This is a genomic window from Orrella marina, from assembly GCF_003058465.1.
Taxonomy (GTDB): domain Bacteria; phylum Pseudomonadota; class Gammaproteobacteria; order Burkholderiales; family Burkholderiaceae_B; genus Algicoccus; species Algicoccus marinus.
The window spans coordinates 1,077,155-1,098,306 of sequence record NZ_CP028901.1 but is presented as its reverse complement, the minus strand read 5'-3'; the positions used below and the strand labels follow the sequence as shown (position 1 = coordinate 1,098,306).

The window sequence follows — 21,152 nt, the reverse complement described above, 5'->3', positions numbered from 1 at the left end:
AATATCTTCAGCTTTGGCGATAAATCAAGCAGCATCAGTCGCTGAGCCCTGGCCGGAAAGTCTGCCGCGAGACGATGGGCAACCCGGCTGCCTCGATCATGACAGACGACTCAAAACTGTTCAATACCCAGTCGATCCATTAATGCCATCAGATCAGGGGGCATCTGACACCTGGAGTCGTTTTGATGGTGGGGTGCAAAGGCGGGTCTGGGTGAATTGCCGTACCCTCGCAGGTCTGGTATGACGGGGGTAAATGAGTGCGGCTATTGATCGCAGACCCGCCACCATATAGATCGGTTCTGAGAAAGTCCATGCAGCAACAGCAACGCCGGGCCGGTCCCTTTCATTTGATAAAAAAGCTCAACCTCGTTAACTACCTTGTTCTGCTCGGGCATGACATGCTCCTCTGACTCAACATAGTGTTTGATCGAAAGCGTATCACGCCAGTTCGGGCGTTGACCGACCAAGGTGATGACGCATCCAACCTGGGCACGTGGATGCCGTCTGCCCGTGACGGGAAACAAACCCTGATGTCAGCTCTCGTTTGAACATTCAGAAACGCCCAGGTGTAAGGCGGCGTCCATTATCCAAACTCAAAGTCGCCAGACCCGAACATTGACCTTTGCTCGATGTTGTACGTCCCAAAGGGATGGACTTATGCGAACAGCATCCGTAAACCATATGCCCTGAATCCGTTAGGAGGATTCGTGGCATATGGTTTACGGATGCTTCAGTCAGGTTTGACACGGCACTCAAGCCGATGGTTTATCCATCAGTTGAGTTTGTGTGTTTGGTGCAAGCCCATGACACAATTCCTGCAGAACTAGGCGAGTCGGTTGATGATTTCGTTCAAGGTTGCACTCGGGCGCATCGCCATCTGTGTCTTGACTTCGTTCGGTCGGTAGTAACCATCAATATCAGAGGGCTTGCCCTGGACTGCATTCAGCTCGGCAATGATGGTGGACTCTGACGTGGTCATGACTTGAGCAACCGGTTTGAAAGCCGCTTGCAGTTCAGCATCTTCATTCTGCTGGGCCAGTTCTTGCGCCCAGTACAGCGCCAGATAGAAGTGACTGCCACGGTTATCGATGCCGGCACCCGGTTTGCGCGCTGGAGATTTGTTGTTTTCGAGAAAGCGACCTGTTGCTGCATCCAGTGTCTGAGCCAGTATCCGGGATTTCGGGTTCCTGTCATGAGCGGCCAGATGCTCAAGCGAGGCAGCCAGGGCCATGAATTCACCAAGCGAGTCCCAGCGCAGAAAACCTTCCTCGACAAACTGCTGAACGTGCTTGGGTGCAGAACCACCCGCACCTGTTTCAAACAGGCCACCACCATTCATCAGCGGCACGACGGAAAGCATCTTGGCCGAGGTTCCAAGCTCGAGAATGGGAAACAGATCGGTCAGGTAGTCACGGAGCACATTACCTGTCACGGAAATCGTGTCAAGACCTTTGCGGATGCGGATCAACGAATACTGTGTCGCTTCAGCAGGTGACATGATCTGGATATCCAGTCCGGTCAGATCATGCTCTTTCAGATAGGTCGTGACCTTATCAATCAAGACTGCGTCATGTGCACGACACGGGTCGAGCCAGAATACTGCCGGTGTACCTGAGGCACGTGCACGACTGACAGCCAGCTTTACCCAGTCACGGATCGGGCCATCCTTGGTCTGACACATCCGGAAAATGTCACCCTCCTCCACTTTCTGTTCGAGCAACACCTGACCGGATTGATCAATCACACGTACTGCACCGGCTTGCTCGATCTCAAAGGTTTTGTCGTGACTGCCGTACTCTTGTGCGGCCTGAGCCATCAGACCTACGTTTGGAACTGATCCCATTGTGACCGGATCGAGTGCGCCGTTCTTTTTGCTGTCGTCAATGACGGTCTGATACACACTCGCATAGCAACGATCCGGAATCACGGCCTTGGACTGTTGCAGCTTGCCGGCAGCGTTCCACATACAACCCGAGTCACGAATCATGACGGGCATCGATGCATCGACGATCACGTCTGACGGAACGTGCAGACAGGTGATGCCCTTGTCACTGTTCACCATTGCCAGAGCGGGTCGCTGATCGGCCAGTGCTTTCAAATCAGCTTCGATCTCAGTGCGTTTGTCAGCAGACAGTTTGTCCAGGCGAGCGTACAGATCACCAATACCATTGTTGGGATTGAATCCGATCTCTGCCAGGGTTGCGGCATGTTTGTCCAGGACCGGACCGTAGAAGACCGATACGACATGGCCAAAAATGATCGGGTCCGATACCTTCATCATGGTGGCTTTCAGGTGTGCGGAGAACAGTACGCCTTTGGCTTTGGCGTCCTGCACCTGCTGCTCCAGAAAACTGCGCAAGGCCTTTTTGCTCAGGACTGCTGCGTCGAGTACCTCACCAGCCAGGACTTTGGTGGATGCTTTCAGGACGATGGTATGTCCTGCATTCGTTGTCAGCTCGACTCGAACCTTACCCGGTTGCGCGAGGACTGCGGATTTTTCACTACCGTAGAAGTCACCCTCCTGCATGTGTGCGACATGGGCCTGGTTGTCAGGTGTCCAGACACCCATCTTGTAGGGATGCTTGCGAGCATAGCGCTTGACTGACAGAGGAGCGCGCCTGTCCGAGTTGCCTTGACGTAGCACGGGATTAACGGCCGAACCCTTGACTCGGTCGTAGCGAGCCTTGACATCTTTCTCGTCGTCATTCGACGGGACATCGGGATAGTCAGGCAGCGCAAAGCCTTTGCTTTGAAGCTCCCTGATGGCCGCCTTGAGCTGGGGAATCGAGGCTGAGATGTTGGGCAACTTGATGATGTTGGCTTCAGGCGTTTTAGCCAGGTCACCCAGATATGACAAATCGTCATTGATGCGTTGTGCATCGCTCAGAAGCTCCGGGAACTGCGCCAGAATACGACCCGACAAAGAGATGTCACGGGTCTGGACGTCGATACCCGCCGAACGCGTAAACGCCTGCACAATCGGCAGTAGCGAGTAGGTTGCAAGCATTGGAGCTTCGTCAGTCAGGGTGTAGATGATTTTGGACATTTTTGGAATACGTTATCTGAAGTAAAAAATACGTCTGCGCACGCGACCGTATTATCACCCAGCAATACAAAACACTTAGTGCGCGTCAGACACGGTGTGATGTCAAATACACGCATCACACTCTGAAACAAAGCGGGAGGTTAGCATCTGGGCTCACTTCTGCGGTGTTGTTGTGGAACTCACGGTGCCTCACTAGCGCACTGAGTCTGGTCAATTCAACTATTCAAGATCATCGAAGTTCTTGCAGGATCAACACTAGCCAGAATTGCATCTGCTGCTTGAGACCACCGAAACGGTTTGGCGCTATGTGTGTTGTGGCTATCGATAAATATCTTGATGGTTTCTCGCAGATCTTTGACGCTGGTGAAGCACCCGTGATACAGGGTGTTGCGCTCCGGTTGACCTGTCCATCGCTCGATCACATTAAGCCAGGACGACCTGGTGAGCGTGAAATGCAGTTTGACGCGAGGATGCTTCTCCATTGAAGGTAAAAGGTCGGCTGCAAGGCGCTCAGGCGGCTACTGGCAAGTCGCCGGGTCAGGGCTTCAGTTTGTCCCGTGGCCAGATTCACCTATGATCTGGCTGCACCAGGGAAGGTGATGCTTTTGTGAAGGGCAGTGTTTTTAGTAACCGGTCGTAGCCAGTAAGGCAATTCCGGTGGTTTGTTGACACGAACCCTTTGTTCAACCAGTGCAAACATCCCTGCTTGAGCAATTGGATTGGGCGAATCGGCCTGCCAAGGCCAATACTCTCAGGGTGTCCTACGGGGCACCCTTTTTCATGGCATGCGATATCAGAGTGTGGCCACTATTCCTGGCTTGTCCTGTCTCTTTCCTTGTCCAATCGCAATCACTAGAAATGACCCGGCACGTGCGACTGTGTGCTGACCTCACCGACTTCACAAACTTCCTTTGCTGGTCAGGCCGTGCTGATCGGAATGACCAGCGTGTCGAGAATCTGCTCTATGCACAACTGCGTTGCTCGCACGATCCGACAGCCGTATCCCTTACCAGAAAGATCCTAAACCTCTTTGCAAGCCACTTTGCTTGCATCTCTTAATAGGTCAAATTGTCTGGAGGTCATATGAATGCAAAGCATTCGGGGCAGTAACGGCACGGCAGGTGGACAGCGCCTTCGCCGTCCAGTGACTTGCCAGACAATCTCCTTTACTTCACGTTCACGACCCGATGCAATTGTTCAGATGCCTGGGCACAGCCCTCTGGCACCATGTACTTACCCAGAAAAAAAGCCCCATACCTGTTGGTATCATGCCCGTTGGCACAATTGACAACAGCCACGAATGTTGTCAGAATAGCCAACATGAAAGCGGAACTCATCTACGATTTCAAAAACGTGACACCAGATGGCGGAATCATCCAGATGATCGTCTGGAAAGTTCCAAGCCCCGTGCCTCCCACCACGCACGGCTTCAAGTACCGCCTTGTGTATATCGTGCAAGGGCTGCGGGTAGTCGGATTCGACAACGAGCGCGGCAAGGGTGACCATTGCCACCTGGACGGAAAGCAGCTTCCGTATGAGTTCTCCAGCCTTGAAACGCTGATTGAAGACTTCATTCGTGAGGTCGACAAAAGGAGGAAATGACCATGGAACGCAAGCTGACAATCACAACACAGCGCGACTGGAAGAGCGCCCTTCGCGAAGCTGGCGCAACCGCCTCCAAGGGTGTTCTGAGTGGCCAGTACCAGGGCGAGTCGCTGAATTTCGAGTCACCGGGCGCGTTCTTCTCACGCCTGACAGCCAATCGATGGGCGATGCTGGCCGAGCTTCAAGGCGCCGGCGAAGTGGGTGTGCGTGAACTGGCGCGGCGCCTGGAACGTGATGTGAAACGAGTTCACGAAGATGCGATGGCACTTGTGGAGCTTGGCCTGCTGGAGCGCTCTGCGTCAGGTGCCCTGATCTGCCCTTTCTCTGACATCCATGTCGACATGCATATGGAGAAGAAAGTGGCCTGAGGGCCTGCTCGAGCCATCTTGACGTTCTCCGTGTTGTTTCTGGCAGAGGACTTTGACGTAAAGCGCTTCCCTTGCCGCCCGTATCAAATACCAGCATTATTAGCATTCCTGAATTTGACCTTTATCTGGCGTGCGAACCGCTATCGAGGTTGATATGTCTTCTCTCACATACCGGTGTAGGAGAAAAATCAAAACAAGCGTCATCACGCAGATGGTGCTGTTTTTGACTTGACAAGGAAGAAGATGGTGATCTGTGGACGCCCTCTGTCCACCTGGTCAACACACAATAGCGTGACTGGTCAGCCATGATCGCGTGTAGGTTTCGCTCCTGAAAAGAGGTGAGGTCTCGCCCTTGTCGGAAGTGACGGTCCAGGATCGATGTCAATCAATCACGGCCGACCGGCACGATGGATGGACCCATGCCGATGTTCGCGAGCGGAGTGCCATGTCAATGTGCTGCTCCAGGCCCCAGAGCGGCACCAGGCTCTGAAAACATGGTCTGCATGCCACCCCACTTCTTTCCTTGTCATGTCGAAAGTTGAAAAAGCGACCTGGTCGCTCGGCTTTTGCTGATATCGCTGGCTCCATATGCCGGACAGGCCATACAGGTCCGTGCGACCGGAATGCCTGCCAGTGAGTCCAGTTAGTACAAGATTTTCCTGCGCTGCCCACGACCAGCAGCAATCTTCTTTCGAAAAATTTCCTATACCTCTTTGCAAGCCACTTTGCTTGCATCTCTTAATAGGTCAAATTTTTTGGAGGTCGGATGTCAATAAATAAATCTGGGCAGGATCGGACGGCGTACGCGCTGGCATTGTGCAAGTTTCTCGGGTACAGCCTGGAGGAGGCAAAGCAGCGCCTCGCAGACCGGGACGGCAGTTCCGGAGAGGTGTACTTTTCGGACTGGATGATTGAGAAGCTCGAGGCCAATGCGAACGTCAAGTCGTCTTTGGCTGAAAGTGGCCATTCGAGTGTCGGGCAACGCATCATGCTGGCACGCGACTATCTTGGTCTGACCAGCGATGTCATTGCAGCCGATATCGGGGTAGAACTCGCCTTGGTCGAAGCGTGGTTCAAGCGAGGCACCAGCCCATCGAGGCTTGAGGCGCTGGCATCACTGCTTCGCGTACCGGTGTCATGGCTTTCCAGTGGTTCTTCGGAGGAGCTGCCTGCTGACTCTCATGTGGGTGTCTGCTGCGGCCCATCTCTGCGTCACTGGCTCGAGTACCTGTTTGGCATGACTCAAGCCACGATGAGTGAGCTAACCGACTCTGTGCCAACGGAAGAGCTCGGTTCTGTCCTTGAGCAACAGGTGCGGTCCAACCCTCATCTTGCAGCGGCAGCAAGGCGGTGTGGCGGTCGCTGGAAGATCTGCGGATCAGCTCTGCGGTTTGTTCCATGGGCTGACTCGCCGATGGCCTGGGTGCATCAGCACACCTGATATTTTGAGGTCAGTATGATCTGGACTCGGTGTCTCGCCAGCGCGGATGATCCGAGAATTGGTTGGCCCGAGCGATTGTCTCATCCGTTGCAACTGCACCGGTATGAAGCGAGAACCGGGTCGCGCAGCCTGTGATGGCTGATACTCAAAGGGTGTCCTTGCGGGCACCCTTTTTTCGGACAGGCATCATGGGTGCAGGCCCAATGGTCGCTGCCTCGACAAGCCAACTTGAACCAGACACGACCGGTACATGTTGAGTGTTCGTGGAGTCTCGTGACCCCAATCACTTCTGATTGCCTCGATATGATCCACCGCGAAGATGTGCGATGTTTGCGTTCACAAATCTGGCACACCAGCCCGACAATCACCGCTCATGGCCCTCCTCTCTCCTGCGATGGAACCCGTAATCACCATCGAGATTCAGGGTGTCCGTGAACGATCACAGGGCCTCGGACCCGGCAACGAAAACGCATATGGCATTGAATGTTTCAGGGCTCCTGACCACGTACCGCAATCACTTCATAAATCAATTGATCAGCCTGGCTTCGTGCCTTTGAGTGGGCATGGGATCTTGCTTGCGTGGCACTCGCGGTGCATCCATTCACGAACGTAAAAATGCGCATCATCCGTATCACGGGCTCCCGCAAAGCTGTACCTTCCGGCAGCTTCTGCCTGGGATTGATTCTGCCAGGAGCGCCAGTGCAAATGTATGGAACTTGCCGTGCTGCCGAGCGGGTTTCAGAAAGAATACATGGGGTCAACAATCGGGTCACCAATGCACGAGACGCTGGTTTCTGAGACAGCAGGCCTGTGCTGGGTTACCCGCCTTTTTTGGCCTGCCTGAGTTGGGGGCAAATCCCCACCTGCATGACTCTACTCTTACGTCGGCGGCCACAAGGGACCTGCCTGCCTACAGCCCTTGGCCAGAGGCCGGGCTGACGAGTAGGTCGATATGGGGATATGCCGCACCCTGCCACTGTGTTCCTGGGGGGGCTATGGCCTTGCCCACGCTTCGCGTACTGATCCCGGGGTGTGCCTCTGTCCGGCCTACACAGTAGCGGGTGTTTCAGCTGCAAGGTAGCAACCAGGGTAATGCCGCAAATATGTCGTTTCAGCTGGTCAGGAAATAGCCGCACCAGCACCATTTGAACCAGCGCCTTTGCTGCTGTTGGACTGGCTGTGTCGAGCCGTTTGCGCAGGCTGACGAGACGGACTTTCCGGGCCATGTGCACACCTCATCACGCGCGCCCGGAGCTGGCGAGACTGTGCCAAAGCCAGCAGGCTGTAGATGGCCAGCGTATCACCTGTAATGAAGTGAAACAGTACAGCTTCCAACTGGGGGCGTAACCTTCCGGGGAATACCCCGTCCTCGGTATACACAAACTCGCAGCCTTATTCCGGCAGTGCCTCGAATTGCAGTCAGGTGAGGATCATGGGGTGGTCATAGGGTGGTCGCATCGTGGTCGCATGGTAACCGCGATGTGGCCTTGTCAGTTGCTTCCCGGGCGCGACCCTCATCGCAATCCAGCAGGCTCGGAAAGGATGGTCCGATCGCCTTGACGGGAGTTTCCCTCGAGCTGATCAGCCAGCCAGGTGAACATCGTTCTCGCACTCACGCTGCCTCCTGACTCGACAATCATCGTATACCTGCCATGTCCGTTTTTGGCTGGCTGAAACGAAGGCCTAACCCTCCGGAATAAGTGCCGTACGGTCCGTGGCATTGAGAGCCGCGCAGGAAGAATGTACGTGTGCTTTGCAATGCTCGTCAGATGTCTTTGGGTATTCCTGCCAGTGACATGAATGAATGCGGATTGGTATCTGTTCCGTGCGCGGCGCATGCCTGCTGGTTCTACCGATCGGTGGCAAGGCTGAGTCGTTCCTGACACCCAAAGCAGATCACTCGATGTCGTGCTGGCTTGATGCTCGATGGTCTGTGCAAAAATGTTTCTGTGATCCGCCCTGGAAGCTAACCGGCAGGGCCATCAGGCCATGCCCCTGCACCGTGAGAGCAATGCCATTCACCCATAACCGAGCATCTATTGTCTCTGGATGAGCTGGGCAGATCCCAGCGCCACGGCGTTCAAACTCCACGCACTGTGAGCATGACGGTCGATCCAGATAATGAGTCAGGATGGTCCGGCATCTTGGCCAGGCCGGCTGGCAGATCGGCAGTCCGTCAGACACCAGTCGGAACATCCGGCAGTACCTATGCAGCCAGTCGAAACGCAACTCAGGAACTGCCTGGGACCACCCCTATCGTGAAACATCTGGTCGTGACACGGGAGTTTCCCAGTGTCATTCCAGGCAGAGGATCTGGCAGCCAGAGAATGGTCATTCCGGCAGCTGGACATACCTTGGCGTAGACTTGGTTCCGCCTTGCCGCAGATGCCCGCTTGCACAGTCGACACGGGTGGCCGACTGCGCGACACAGTCTTTGCTCTGGCGTGTTCACAAGGCTGGTGGTATGGCCGCCCCCGACCGATCGACTCGCAGACCGGGCAGCTCGATTGCCTGCGCGAAGCTCCATACCTTGGCGACTCTGAAGGTAGGCCCCTGCGTCGGTCACCCCGGAAACGGAGTTGCCTGCACTCGCCATCCAGTCCAGCAGTCGGTGAGTCAGACAGGTGTTCATCCCCACATGCGCCACTGAAGGCTGTTCGCCTGCCCACTCTTATCCTTGTCAAGTCAATGGCCATGCCCCGGGCAACCCTATATGTACAGTTCACTGGGCGCACGTTTGAGCGCAAACATGTCGTGAACCACTGACAGGTCGAGCTTTTTGTGCATGATGGTCAGCAACAATCCGGTCATTCGGGTGTTGGCCCTACCCTGCATCACCAGATAAGCCCGAGATAATTAGTGTAAAAATAGTGTACGGGACCCAGAAATGCACAAGGGGCTACAGTCTTTTGAACTGTAACCCCTTGATTTATATGGTCGGGACGGTGGGATTCGAACTCACGACCCCTTGCACCCCATGCAAGTGCGCTACCAGGCTGCGCTACGCCCCGAAAGAACGAAAGTATATCAGAAAACTTATCAGCTGTTTTTGATCGGTGGAACGCGTATCAGACGTCAGAGAGCAACTTCGAAATGGCAGTCAGTTCCGCACGCAAGGACTGCAATTCCTGAGCACTCAGTCTGACTGCTGCATCTGGATCGATCTGCGCATCCCCTCTTCCATCCGCAAGACGATTTCGGGCACCACTGATGGTGAATCCCTGTTCGTACAGTAATTCGCGAATCTTTCGGATCAGCAGCACTTCGTGGTGCTGGTAGTAGCGGCGGTTTCCGCGGCGCTTGACCGGATTGAGTTGTGTGAACTCCTGCTCCCAATATCGAAGCACATGCGGTTTGACCCCGCAAAGGTCACTGACCTCACCAATGGTGAAGTAGCGTTTGGCCGGAATGGTCGGCAATGGCTGTTTGGTCGTGTCGTTCTGGTTCATGACTACGAATTTGATCCTTGATCAGTCATTCTATACCCATTGCCTTGACGTCTGGCAACACCAGACCGCCGGATTCTTCAACAACGCCTTTGAGTTTCTGGCTGGCATGAAACGTCACCACGCGTCGTGGCAGAATTGGGATCACCTCCCCGGTCTTGGGGTTGCGTCCGGGGCGTGCAGGTTTGTCGCGTACTTGAAAATTTCCAAATCCAGACAGTTTGACCGTATTGCCTTCAGTCAGAGCGTCTCGAATCTTGTCAAAAAAAGTTTCGACCAGATCTTTGGCTTCGCGTTTATTCAGACCAACCTCTTCAAACAGCAATTCAGCCAGTTCGGCCTTGGTAAGTGTTTGTGACTCTGACATGTTGTTCTCTTTGGTTCTCTGGTGGTGCCGGGGTGATTCTTCTTACCTGGGCCTTGCATTATGTTGCGCCTGAAGAGCTTCACGCAGTTTCAGCATGCTGGCATCAACGCGTTCATCTTCAAGCGTAACGGCCGGGTCTTGCATCCACACCCGGAAGGCGAGGCTGACCTGGCGCTTGATGTCCGGACTGGTCTGCGACTGCTTGTCCTGCCAGACATCAAAAAGAGCAATCTCCTGAACAATCGACAGTTCAGGATCATTCCTCACCAAAGCTCTCATGGTATCAAGTAATTGGTCTGCAGGTGTATCCGCATCAACCCATAGTGCCATGTCGCGCTGAACGACTGGCTGCTTTGACAGCGCTTTCGGAGTGGGCATGCGAACAGCAGACAGGCTGTCAACCGGTAGTTCGAACATGACCGGTGCACTGGACAGTCCCTGGTCTCTCACCCAGCGAGGATGCATTTCACCCAACCATCCTTGTTGCGCACCATCGAGCATCACCCGCGCGCAGCGACCTGGGTGAAACAACGGATGCTCAGCAGCTTCGAATTTCAGGTCCTTCGCTCGGGGCCATAAAGGACTTCTACGTCACGCTTGACGTCAAAAAAGTCGACTTGACGGGCCGTCAGGCCCCACTGTTCGTAGTCAGCCGGTCCCCAGGCTGCACCTGCCAGGCGCAATGGCTGGCTCACACCTGCAACAGACAGATCTCCATCAGTTACGGACTCATCGCGCCAGTAGACACGGCCCAGCTCGAAGACTCTGACCCGAGTCTGACGTCGGTTGGCGTTGTAGGCAATATTACTCACCAGCCCCGGCAACAGGCTTGAGCGCATGACGGACATCTGGCTTGCAATCGGGTTCAGCAGTTCGATCGGATTGTCATGACCCAGCCACTGACGCTCCCAGTCTGCTTCCACGAACGAAAAGTTGATCACTTCCTGATAGTCGCGGGCGCAGATCGCCTGGCGTAGCACTCGCCCTGGCCGATACGTTTCCGGAACGAAGTCCATTTTTGCGGTGGCCAGCGGTGGTTTTGCGGGGATCTCGTCAAATCCGATCAGGCGAGCAACCTCCTCGATCAGATCTTCTTCAATTTCCAGATCGAAGCGATAGGACGGCGGCGTGACCGTGAACACACCCGCTTCAAAAATCCATTCAAGACGCAGGCTGTCAAACGCTGCGCCAACCTGTTCTTGAGTGCAATCGATTCCAAGTACTTTCTGGCAGCGGGCAAGACGCATCTGAACAGGCTTGCGCTCGGGCAGATTGATGATCTGATCATCCAGCGGGCCTGCATGGCCTCCGCATATATCGATCACCATCGACGTCAGGCGCTCAAGGTCTTCGACGATATTCGCAAAATCCACACCTCGCTCAAAGCGGTGCGCGGCTTCGGACGCGAGCTTCAGTTCGCGCGTGCGGCCAGCAATGGACTCGGGCCACCAGAATGCGGCCTCGAGATACACATCTGTCGTGTCGAGCGACACAGCTGTTTTGTCGCCACCCATGATGCCAGCGAGACTCTCAGCCTCGTCGCCACATGTGATAACACCCAGACCGGGGTGGAGCTCGACAGTTTCCTCGTTCAGCAGTTTGATTGACTCGCCCGTTCTGGCCCAGCGGACACAAAGGCGCGGCTCGGAGAGCTTGCTCAAGTCGAATACGTGTGTTGGACGACCACGCTCCAGCATCAGATAATTGGAGATATCAACCAGTGCTGACACACTACGCTGCCCTGCACGCTCAAGCCGTTGCACCATCCAGTCGGGGGTCTGGGCTCTGGCATTCACGCCACGGACAACACGCCCCGCAAAACGTCCACATAGATCAGGCGCTTGTATGTCCACTTCAATCCGGTCACTGATCGTCACAGAAGCCGGCTCCGGCTTGCGATCCGTAGCAGGTGTGTGTGTAATGGCAGCGACTTCCCGTGCGACACCGAGGATGGACAGGCAGTCAGCTCTGTTTGGTGTGAGCTTTAGAACAAACACCGTTTCGTCCAGCGACAACGCCTGCCGAAAATCTGTCCCGGGGATCAGATCCGCCGGAAGTGGCATCAGACCAGCGTGGTCTTGTGACAGGCCCAGCTCACGTGCGGAACACAGCATGCCAAAAGATTCGACACCTCGCATCTTGGCGCGACCAATCTTCATGCCGCCGGGTAGTACAGCACCAATGGCTGCCAGCGGTACAACCAGCCCTGCCTCGGCGTTCGGTGCGCCGCATACGATCTGCAGCATCTCGGGTTGTCCGGCGTTGACGCTGCAGATGCGCAGTTTGTCAGCGTTGGGGTGTGGCTCAACGGATTCGATACGCGCAACGACCACACCGCTAAAGGCAGGTGCGACCGGTTCGGTTTCTTCCACCTCCAAGCCAGCCATGGTCAGGCGATGAGCCAGTTCTTCTGTCGAGCAGTCAGGATTGACGAATTCTCTTAACCAGGATTCAGGAAATTGCATGCTTTATCTCGTCTGGGATCGCAGATCAGCGGATCGCGGAATCAGTGGAGTGTGATCGGTCGATGACACTCCGACAACAGAATCAGTCGGCGAACTGCGCCAGAAAGCGCAGGTCACCCTCAAAAAACTGGCGCAGGTCGTGCACACCGTAACGCAGCATTGTCAGGCGTTCCAGTCCTGAGCCGAATGCGAAACCAATGTATCGCTCGGGGTCCAGACCGAAGTTTCTGACCACCGTGGGGTGAACCTGCCCGGCCCCGGAGATTTCGAGCCAGCGACCCTGATTGGGACCCGTGGTAAATCGCATGTCGATCTCGGCCGAGGGTTCCGTGAACGGAAAAAATGACGGCCTGAAACGGATTTCCAGATCGTCTGTTTCAAAGAAACAGCGCATGAAGTCCGTGTACACGCCCTTCAGGTCGGCAAACGAGATGTTCTCGTCAATCCACAGACCTTCAACCTGATGGAACATGGGCGAATGAGTTGCGTCACTGTCCACCCGGTAAGTTCTTCCTGGAGCAATCACCTTGATCGGAGGCTTGTGCATGCGCGCATAGCGAACCTGCATCGGGCTGGTGTGTGTTCGCAGCAGTAAAGGCAGTCCTTCCGAGTCCTTCATGTCCACGTAGAACGTGTCTTGCATGGACCGTGCAGGGTGATTCAGCGGATTGTTCAGGGCAGTGAAGTTGGTCCAGTCGTTCTCGATCTCCGGGCCATCGGCGACCGCAAAACCGATCGACTGAAAAATGGATTCCACTCGCTCCCAGGTGCGGATGACCGGGTGAACCGATCCGCGCCCACGTCCACGGCCTGGTAGTGTCACATCAATCGTCTGCTCGGCAAGCTGGGCAGCTAACGCTGCGTCGGCCAGTGCCTGGCGACGTGCTGTCAGGGCCGCTTCAACCGCTTGCTTGGCCTGGTTGATGCGGGCGCCTTCTTCGCGCTTCTGTTCAGGTGAAAGTTGAGCCAGACCTTTCATCATGGCTGTAATGGCGCCCTGTTTGCCAAGGAACTTGGCCTTGGTGTTCTCGAGGCTGGCGCTGTCATGGCAGGCCTCGAATGCCTGACTGGCTTGCCCAATCAAATCATCTAGCGTGGTTGACATCGGATATCCGTGGTTGGAGAAAGCGGTTCACGAAAATAACCTGGAAACAGGCAATGGACTGTGTCTGGTACTGCCAAATTCTATTGCGCTCTATTGTGTTCTGTTGCGATCGTGCTTTCATCAGCTTGCGCCGGAACCCCAGGCTTTCAAGCCACAGTCAGGTATCTGACCTGACTCGTCTGCCGGGACCTGGTCGCCATTGTACGAGCCTGCATCACGCTCCGCCTGGAACTTGTCTGACAGAATGTTTGATGCATCGAGTATCGACACATCCCGGTTATCCGGGATCACCGACGGTGCATTTCAAGTCTGATTGCAACGGCAGCAATGCCTGCAAAAGGAAACGGAGCCAACCTGGCCCCGTTTACCTGATGCGTCAAAGCGCAACCATTTCACTCTATCGTGATCAGGCTGCCAGAGCTGCTTTGACCTGATTGACGATGGCCGCAAAACCAGCCTTGTCACGAACTGCCATATCGGCCAGAACCTTGCGATCAAGGTCGATCGAAGCCTTCTTCAGCCCGGCAATGAAGCTGCTGTAGGAAACACCGTGCTCACGCACTGCTGCGTTGATACGGGTAATCCACAGAGCACGGAATGTGCGCTTTTTGTTGCGGCGGTCACGGTATGCGTACTGACCAGCACGCATAACTGCCTGCTTGGCAATCCGGAATACATTACCACGGCGACCACGATATCCTTTGGCGGCGGCGATAACTTTCTTGTGACGAGCCCTTGCGGTGACTCCACGTTTTACGCGAGGCATACTTTATTCTCCTATCAAGCGAAGGGCATCATGGCGCGAACGGCGGCCACGTTGGACTCATGAACCGCTGTCGAACCGCGCAACTGACGCTTGTTCTTGGTGGTCTTCTTGGTCAGGATGTGGCGCTTGAACGCCTGACCACGCTTGATGGAGCCACTGCCCCGTACTTTAAAGCGCTTGGAGGCGCTTTTCTTGGTTTTCATCTTAGGCATGATGAGATTCCTGTTTTAATCAGTCACCTGGGTGGCATCCAGACCTCTGGAACGCACTTTGATACCCGGAGACGCTTTCTTGGGGCTTGTCACCCGGAAAAGTGACTCACACCCGATTCGCTTGCGGCTTTTGCCCAAAAAAGCTAAGCGCCACATGCGACGTATGCTTGCGACACACTTTTTATGGCTTTAGCTTTTTAAGCGAAGCCTTTGATTATAAACCAAATCGAACTTTGATGCGCAACACCCGCCCGGTTTTGCCTGTCAGTGCTCAATCAATTGTTGAGCGGAACGCCTGATGTCGCATCCTGACAGGCGACGGCCCGCTGTCAGTTCCATGCGCATCAGGCGCGATCCGCCTGCCTTGTTCCTTGAGTCTTTTGTCTGCACAGGACCTTCGGATCAGCCCTTGTCGTTCTCCAGAGCGGTCACTCTCATCTCGAGTGCCTGAATCTGCTTTTCGAGCGCATTGGTACGCTTGATCGCCTCGCTCAGCATGTCTGCCTGAATATCAAACTCTTCACGCGTGACCAGATCAAGCTTGCTGAATGATTGCGTCATGAAGGCGCGAACGTTGCGCTCGACATCGGCCGCGGGACTGCGGGCGATCAGGTCCGATACGTTTTTCTGAAACGCCTCAAGCCAAGGGTTGGATTGCATGAAACACCTCCATCAATGTGAAACAGCGCAAGTTTAGCGTTTGCGGGTGCGTTGTCCCTTCAAGGAACGACGGACAAGGCACTGTTATGGAGACTGTGCCAAGTTCAACACGACTTGGCAAGCATGGGCCGACTTTCCATGCGTCATTCAGGGATTATCCCGAGTGTGTGTTTGCACCCGCCCCACCGTGATACAGCCAGGCTTCGCGCGACGGTTCAGACGACCTCGCGTCCTCGCAAGCGCTAACACGCGGACGATGAGTATCAGGAGTGGACGTATTCATCGTCATCGGGTTCGAGCGTCATCTATCTGGCTGGATTCGTGCGCCGAGATGGCGCACGCACCAGTCTGGTGCAACCAGATGGATGCGTTCGTTTGCTTTGGTGCACCGTTGTGATGCACAAATCCTGAAACGAAGGTTTTTATGCTGTCGCGCATCAGGTGGTTACAAAGAACACCAGAGCACAAGCAAAGTTGGCATGCGAATTGCTTGATGTGATTCACCCGTACCTGAAACTGAGGAATGACCATGAAACTCATCATAGCGATCATCAAGCCGTTCAAGCTTGACGAAGTCAGAATCGCCCTGTCAGCACTGGGTGTGCAAGGGCTCACCGTGACGGAAGTCAAGGGTTTTGGACGTCAGAAAGGCCATACCGAGCTCTACCGTGGTGCTGAATATGCGGTGGACTTTCTGCCCAAACTGCGCATCGAAGCTGCTGTGTCAGACGACATCTGCGAGCAAGTCATCGAGACCATCGAGCAGTCCGCGAGGACCGGCAAGATTGGCGACGGCAAGATATTCGTTGCCGAACTCGGAGAAGTCGTTCGAATCCGCACGGGTGAAACCGGCGAAGCCGCCCTATAACCCAAACAATCACTGGAGCTTGAAATGGATAAAGCAGATGTCTCATGGATAATCGTCTCGACGGTGTTCGTCATCTTGATGGTATTGCCCGGGCTGGCCCTCTTCTACGGTGGCCTGGTTCGTTCTAAAAACGTGCTGTCCGTGCTGATGCAGGTCATATCGACCTTTTCGCTGGCTGTTGTCTTGTGGTTTATCTACGGCTATAGCCTGGCCTTCACAGACGGCAACGCCTTCTTTGGGGGCTTGTCCCAGTCGTTCTTCTCGAATATGTTTGATCCTGCGAGCGGCGAGTTTGCGCTGGCTGGTTCGATCCCCGAGATTCTGTTCGGTTCGTTCCAGGCAACCTTTGCTGGTATCACCTGCGCGCTGATCGTTGGATCCTTCGCTGAACGTGCGCGGTTTTCTGGGGTGCTGATCTTCACCGCCATCTGGATGACCTTCTCTTACATTCCTATCGCACACATGGTCTGGGGTCCTGGCGGCTTCTTGCTTGAGCGTGGTGCACTGGACTTTGCAGGTGGCACGGTGGTTCACATCAACGCCGGTATTGCTGGCCTGGTGGGTGCCTATGTGATTGGCAAGCGGATCGGTTTTGGTAAAGAGCCCATGCAGCCCCATAACCTGCCCATGACCATGATTGGTGCATCGCTTCTCTTTGTTGGCTGGTTCGGCTTTAACGGTGGCTCGGCGCTGGCGGCCAACGAGACAGCAACGCTGGCTGTGTTCAACACACTGATTGCAACCGCTGCCGCCGTGCTGGGCTGGACGTTCACTGAGTGGGTCGTGAAAGGCAAACCTTCCATGCTGGGTGCTGCATCCGGTGCTGTGGCGGGTCTGGTCGGCATCACGCCTGCGGCAGGTCTGGTTGGTCCGTTTGGCGCCTTTGTGATCGGTGTCGTATCAGGCGTGATCTGCGTCTGGGGTGTCAATGGTCTGAAGCGACTGCTACGTGCCGACGATTCTCTGGATGTCTTTGGTATTCACGGAGTGGCTGGTATTGTGGGTGCGATTCTGGTCGGTGTCTTCAATGCCCAGGCATTCGGCGGTCCTGGTCTGGAGTCGGCTGGCATGATCTGGGGTCAACTGTGGGTGCAGATCGAGGGTGTCATCATCACCATCATCTGGTCCGGTGTTGTTGCCTGGATTGCTTACAAGATTGCTGACGCACTGGCTGGTATCCGTGTGCCAGAAGATGTCGAACGCGAAGGTCTGGACATCAACAGCCACGGGGAATCGGCTTACCACAGCTAAACCGGTTCAGTGAGTCGCAGTGATTGTTAGCACAATCACTGCGCATCCACCCAAAAGAGCTGACCAAAGCCCCCAACGAGACGTTGGGGGCTTTGTCTTTAGGGCAAGTGTCCGCGCAAGATCTGCCGCTTGTTCTTTGCTTTGATGTGCCTCGCCAGGTCACCGTGTGCGATGCAAAAGCACGCGGTGACCTGGCAGTGTCAGCTAGACGTGTCAGTTAGCAGTGTTCATTGCAAGCGACTATTTGTTACCCGGACCGCTGGAATTTGTCGACGAACCCGCACCCGATTCGCTTTTGGCGACAAAATGATGAGTCGAGCGCGCTCTTGGATGTATGAAGTGATGACCGTCTTCCATGTTGTGTGCTTTGATGTGCACGAGGTCAACTGCCAGCTTCTTGCCTTTCTTGTCATGCAGTGCATAGACGATGAAGGGAATCGCGGCCACAACCAGAAAGCTGATAATGAGCAGCTCCAGATATGTGTCGTGGTTGGCCGCACCGGGCAAAGAGCTGGGTGGAACAAATGAAACTAAAAACGCCAGCAATGAAATCACAAATCCCGATCCGGCCAAGACAACTTTAAAGCCCTTGCTACCAGGCACATGAAACGCCCGCTTCTTGTCCGATTGCTTCAAAATCAGATGGATATATCCCAGAAACAGCATGAAATAAGAGCAAAGATAGATCAGCACGGTCAGCGTAAGCGCAATCATGAAGGACATATTGCTGCCGCCACCGGTGTTGGTCAGCACGATGAGCGCAACCGTCGTGATGCTCAACTGGAAGATGACCAGATTAACTGGCACATCGTTCTTGTTCACCTTGGCCATGCTGTGTGGCAGGATACCCTTCTGTGCGGTCACGAACATACCGCGTGAGGGTCCTACGATCCATGCAGCGATCTCGGCCAGTACACCAAGTACCAGCAAGGCCGCAATCACACGAACAGCCCATTCAAGTCCACTGCCAAAGTGCCTGACGAGCACCTCGAAAGTCTGCACCACACCGGCCGACAGGTTGATCTCGTGCAACGGGATCACTGCCGCCACAGACAGACCACCAATCGAACTCAGGCAGATTGCCGCAATCATCAGCATCACGATTGCGATCGGATAGTCCCTGCCGGGATTCTTCATTTCATTGACGTGCGTGGCGGACGCCTCAACACCCATATAACTGAGGATAAAGGCAACGAACACCACCAGAGTTCCCAATTGAGTGAAGTCCGGGAAGAACGTGGCAGCACTCATTTCGACGGCTAAAGGTGCTCCACTCATAAGATAGGAAATGGCCAGAAACACCAGAATGAGGGCTGGCAACAGAATCCCCAGAAAAAATCCCGCCTTGGCAATCTGTGCGGTGTGTTTGGTACCACCGAACTGCGTCAATGCCAGACCCCACAAAATCACCAGGCCAGCGATGGTTTTGACCGTCGGATCAGTGTTCAAGGCTGGCCATGCCAGAATATAGGATAAAGCACCAAGCACGAAATAGAGCATCGGAATAAACCCGATTGCGATCTGTAGATAACCAAAAGAGATGGCTGCAAAGCCCCATCGTTCGCCCAGCGTATTGCTGACCCAGGCAAATACCCCGCCCTCTTCCCAGCCTTCAACAGTGGCCATTTCAGCTGCACACAATCCGACCGGAATGAACCAGAGTAAACCACCCAGAAGCAGAAAGAACACGAGGCTAAACCCCGAGGTTGCAAATGTCGGGTACTCGTAAACAGCCATCACCATTGAGGCTGTGATCGCAAAAAAACCTAGCAAACTGAGTTGCTTTGCAGTGTTAGCAGGCGCTTGCGCCATGACGTTCTCCGAAAAAAGTCGAACACACCCGAACTCGCTCGATCGCACATCGCCCCGACTTGCGTCGAGTGATTCCTCGTATAGCCATCGAGCACATGAATCATCGATAGAGTTAGCGTCAGGCCGCAGAGACTGCGTTCCGCGATTGGCCTGATGTGAGAACCCACAAACCGCCGGGGTCATCCGCACCAGGCGGATAACCCCAATCTACCTGGCAGATCATCTGAAATCTGATCTGCCTCCCTGCTGGTGTACTACCGATCAGTGGCTGTAGCCACTACCTTCTTCTTTAGACAACGGCGTTGTCACTGGATGCTTCTCGAAGTAATCCAGTGCGCGGCGCATATCATCCAGCAGCAGAGAGGCCAGATCCATGCTGACGCCGTGGCGAACCAGGATCCGCTGAACCACCAGATCCTCACGCTGAGCGGGCATCGAGTAGGCCGGGACCTGCCAGCCACGACTGCGAAGACGATCGGCGAGATCGTAGAGCGTGTAGCCACCGATGGCAGCACCTTCCTTGAGCTTCCAGGCCAGCGCGGGAATTCCTTTCTGACTGTCGCCGTCAAACAGAATCTCGAATGGGCCCATTTTGGCAATCTCGGCCGCGAGGTACTGGGCGGTCGCATAGCATGCGTTGTGGATTTTGGCGTAGCCTTCACGTCCAAGTCGCAGGAAGTTGTAGTACTGAGCAATCACCTGCCCGCCTGGTCGCGAGAAGTTCAACGCAAACGTGGGCATGTTGCCACCCAGGTAGTTGACGTTGAAGATCAGATCTTCGGGCAGATCCTTGGCCTCACGCCAGACGACCCAGCCCGCACCCAGCGGCGCCAGACCGAACTTGTGACCTGACGAGTTGATGGATTTGACCCGTGGCAAACGGAAATCCCACTCAATGTCAGGTGCGCAAAACGGTGCCAGGAAGCCGCCGCTGGCGCCATCGACGTGAATCGGAATATCCAGACCAGTATCGGCCTGCAACTTGTCCAGTGCATCGTGCACTGCTTTGACGGGTTCGTACTGGCATGTGAAAGTCACTCCTAACGTAGGCACCACACCAATTGTGTTTTCGTCGACGCGCTTAAGTACTTCTTCCGGGCTCATGATCAGGCGATCACCTTCAAGCGGAATCTCACGCAATTCAACATCGAAATAGCGGGCGAACTTGTGCCAGCAGATCTGAACTGGTCCGCAGACCAGATTGGGACGATCGGTGGACTTGCCTTGTGCCTTGCGTTTGTTACGCCACTGCCATTTCAAGGCCAGGCCGCCGAGCATGGCCGCTTCCGAAGAGCCGATGGTCGAGCACCCAAGGGTTGTTTCCGCTTCTGGTGAGTTCCAGAGGTCAGCCAGCATGGCCACGCAGCGACGTTCGATCTCCGCGGTTTGTGGGTACTCGTCCTTGTCGATCATGTTTTTGTCGATCGAAAGTGCCATCAACTCCTGGATTTCGTCATCAACCCATGTCTGACAAAACGTAGCGAGATTCTGGCGTGAATTGCCGTCAAGCATCAACTCGTCGCGTACGGCATTAAACACATTGCGCGGATTCTCTTCGCGTTGCGGAAACCGGCTCTTGGGCAGGCTTCGGGACAGTTCCTGAGAAGCGTAAACGTCATCGAACGCCGATGCGTTGCGATTGTCAGACGTGTCATTCATGGTCGATCTCCTTGAAAAAGTAATATGCAATCTGGTTGTACAAACGCCCATTCATCCTCTTCTGCACCTGTATCGACCGTA

The 21,152-nt window shown here is 54.8% G+C and carries 14 protein-coding genes, 1 tRNA gene and 1 pseudogene; 5 read left to right on the top strand and 11 right to left on the bottom strand.

Going from position 1 to position 21,152, the window contains the following annotated elements; genetic code table 11:
• Nucleotides 1–823 precede the first annotated feature (823 nt).
• Nucleotides 824–3,046, bottom strand: coding sequence for an NADP-dependent isocitrate dehydrogenase (locus DBV39_RS04875; RefSeq protein WP_108620583.1), 2,223 nt, complete (start codon nucleotides 3,044–3,046; stop codon nucleotides 824–826).
• 1,320 nt (nucleotides 3,047–4,366) lie between these two features.
• Here DBV39_RS04875 and DBV39_RS04865 point away from each other — a divergent pair.
• The 3 genes from DBV39_RS04865 (at nucleotide 4,367) to DBV39_RS04855 (ending at nucleotide 6,460) form a co-directional block, all read left to right on the top strand.
• Nucleotides 4,367–4,648, top strand: a complete 282-nt coding sequence (locus DBV39_RS04865) for a toxin-antitoxin system TumE family protein (protein WP_108620581.1) — start codon at nucleotides 4,367–4,369, stop codon at nucleotides 4,646–4,648.
• Nucleotides 4,649–4,650: 2 nt separating this feature from the next.
• The gene (locus DBV39_RS04860) at nucleotides 4,651–5,019 is read left to right on the top strand and encodes an HVO_A0114 family putative DNA-binding protein (RefSeq protein WP_108620580.1); all 369 of its coding nucleotides are present in this window, start codon (nucleotides 4,651–4,653) and stop codon (nucleotides 5,017–5,019) included.
• 766 nt (nucleotides 5,020–5,785) lie between these two features.
• Nucleotides 5,786–6,460, top strand: a complete 675-nt coding sequence (locus DBV39_RS04855) for a helix-turn-helix domain-containing protein (protein WP_108620579.1) — start codon at nucleotides 5,786–5,788, stop codon at nucleotides 6,458–6,460.
• Nucleotides 6,461–9,394: 2,934 nt separating this feature from the next.
• Here DBV39_RS04855 and DBV39_RS04840 read toward each other — a convergent pair.
• From DBV39_RS04840 to DBV39_RS04805, 8 genes and pseudogenes are all read right to left on the bottom strand, one after another.
• Nucleotides 9,395–9,471, bottom strand: a tRNA-Pro gene (locus DBV39_RS04840).
• A gap of 57 nt (nucleotides 9,472–9,528) precedes the next feature.
• Nucleotides 9,529–9,909, bottom strand: a complete 381-nt coding sequence (locus tag DBV39_RS04835) for a MerR family transcriptional regulator (RefSeq protein ID WP_108620576.1) — start codon at nucleotides 9,907–9,909, stop codon at nucleotides 9,529–9,531.
• A gap of 25 nt (nucleotides 9,910–9,934) precedes the next feature.
• Nucleotides 9,935–10,273, bottom strand: a complete 339-nt coding sequence (locus DBV39_RS04830) for an integration host factor subunit alpha (RefSeq protein ID WP_108620575.1) — start codon at nucleotides 10,271–10,273, stop codon at nucleotides 9,935–9,937.
• Between the two features lie 42 nt (nucleotides 10,274–10,315).
• Nucleotides 10,316–12,738 (bottom strand): annotated as a pseudogene (gene pheT / locus DBV39_RS04825) (phenylalanine--tRNA ligase subunit beta).
• A gap of 82 nt (nucleotides 12,739–12,820) precedes the next feature.
• Nucleotides 12,821–13,843, bottom strand: a complete 1,023-nt coding sequence (gene pheS, locus DBV39_RS04820; RefSeq protein WP_108620574.1) for a phenylalanine--tRNA ligase subunit alpha — start codon at nucleotides 13,841–13,843, stop codon at nucleotides 12,821–12,823.
• Nucleotides 13,844–14,249: 406 nt separating this feature from the next.
• On the bottom strand, nucleotides 14,250–14,609 hold the full coding sequence (rplT, locus tag DBV39_RS04815) for a 50S ribosomal protein L20 (RefSeq protein ID WP_108620573.1): 360 nt from the start codon (nucleotides 14,607–14,609) through the stop codon (nucleotides 14,250–14,252).
• A 14-nt stretch (nucleotides 14,610–14,623) separates the two neighbouring features.
• Nucleotides 14,624–14,821 carry a 50S ribosomal protein L35 gene (gene rpmI / locus DBV39_RS04810; RefSeq protein ID WP_108620572.1) on the bottom strand — a complete coding sequence of 66 codons (198 nt, stop codon included), beginning with the start codon at nucleotides 14,819–14,821 and terminating at the stop codon, nucleotides 14,624–14,626.
• Nucleotides 14,822–15,223: 402 nt separating this feature from the next.
• Entirely contained in the window at nucleotides 15,224–15,481 is a 258-nt protein-coding gene (locus tag DBV39_RS04805; RefSeq protein ID WP_108620571.1) for an accessory factor UbiK family protein, read from the bottom strand.
• A 529-nt stretch (nucleotides 15,482–16,010) separates the two neighbouring features.
• On the opposite strand from DBV39_RS04805, the gene glnK reads away from it, so the two are divergent.
• Nucleotides 16,011–16,349: a P-II family nitrogen regulator gene (gene glnK / locus DBV39_RS04795; protein ID WP_108623089.1), complete on the top strand. Its 339-nt coding sequence runs from the start codon at nucleotides 16,011–16,013 to the stop codon at nucleotides 16,347–16,349.
• A gap of 24 nt (nucleotides 16,350–16,373) precedes the next feature.
• On the top strand, nucleotides 16,374–17,600 hold the full coding sequence (locus tag DBV39_RS04790) for an ammonium transporter (protein ID WP_108620569.1): 1,227 nt from the start codon (nucleotides 16,374–16,376) through the stop codon (nucleotides 17,598–17,600).
• A gap of 240 nt (nucleotides 17,601–17,840) precedes the next feature.
• On the opposite strand, the gene gadC is transcribed toward DBV39_RS04790, so the two are convergent.
• The gene (gene gadC / locus DBV39_RS04785) at nucleotides 17,841–19,412 is read right to left on the bottom strand and encodes a glutamate:gamma-aminobutyrate antiporter (RefSeq protein ID WP_108620568.1); all 1,572 of its coding nucleotides are present in this window, start codon (nucleotides 19,410–19,412) and stop codon (nucleotides 17,841–17,843) included.
• 261 nt (nucleotides 19,413–19,673) lie between these two features.
• Complete coding sequence (locus tag DBV39_RS04780; RefSeq protein ID WP_108620567.1) at nucleotides 19,674–21,071, bottom strand: glutamate decarboxylase; 1,398 nt, start codon at nucleotides 21,069–21,071, stop codon at nucleotides 19,674–19,676.
• Nucleotides 21,072–21,152 lie beyond the last annotated feature (81 nt).

Coding starts and splice junctions, on each gene's coding strand:
- DBV39_RS04875 (WP_108620583.1), bottom strand. CDS start 3,046: ATGTCCAAAATCATCTACACCCTGACTGACGAAGCTCCAATGCTTGCA.
- DBV39_RS04865 (WP_108620581.1), top strand. CDS start 4,367: ATGAAAGCGGAACTCATCTACGATTTCAAAAACGTGACACCAGATGGC.
- DBV39_RS04860 (WP_108620580.1), top strand. CDS start 4,651: ATGGAACGCAAGCTGACAATCACAACACAGCGCGACTGGAAGAGCGCC.
- DBV39_RS04855 (WP_108620579.1), top strand. CDS start 5,786: ATGTCAATAAATAAATCTGGGCAGGATCGGACGGCGTACGCGCTGGCA.
- DBV39_RS04835 (WP_108620576.1), bottom strand. CDS start 9,909: ATGAACCAGAACGACACGACCAAACAGCCATTGCCGACCATTCCGGCC.
- DBV39_RS04830 (WP_108620575.1), bottom strand. CDS start 10,273: ATGTCAGAGTCACAAACACTTACCAAGGCCGAACTGGCTGAATTGCTG.
- pheS (WP_108620574.1), bottom strand. CDS start 13,843: ATGTCAACCACGCTAGATGATTTGATTGGGCAAGCCAGTCAGGCATTC.
- rplT (WP_108620573.1), bottom strand. CDS start 14,609: ATGCCTCGCGTAAAACGTGGAGTCACCGCAAGGGCTCGTCACAAGAAA.
- rpmI (WP_108620572.1), bottom strand. CDS start 14,821: ATGCCTAAGATGAAAACCAAGAAAAGCGCCTCCAAGCGCTTTAAAGTA.
- DBV39_RS04805 (WP_108620571.1), bottom strand. CDS start 15,481: ATGCAATCCAACCCTTGGCTTGAGGCGTTTCAGAAAAACGTATCGGAC.
- glnK (WP_108623089.1), top strand. CDS start 16,011: ATGAAACTCATCATAGCGATCATCAAGCCGTTCAAGCTTGACGAAGTC.
- DBV39_RS04790 (WP_108620569.1), top strand. CDS start 16,374: ATGGATAAAGCAGATGTCTCATGGATAATCGTCTCGACGGTGTTCGTC.
- gadC (WP_108620568.1), bottom strand. CDS start 19,412: ATGGCGCAAGCGCCTGCTAACACTGCAAAGCAACTCAGTTTGCTAGGT.
- DBV39_RS04780 (WP_108620567.1), bottom strand. CDS start 21,071: ATGAATGACACGTCTGACAATCGCAACGCATCGGCGTTCGATGACGTT.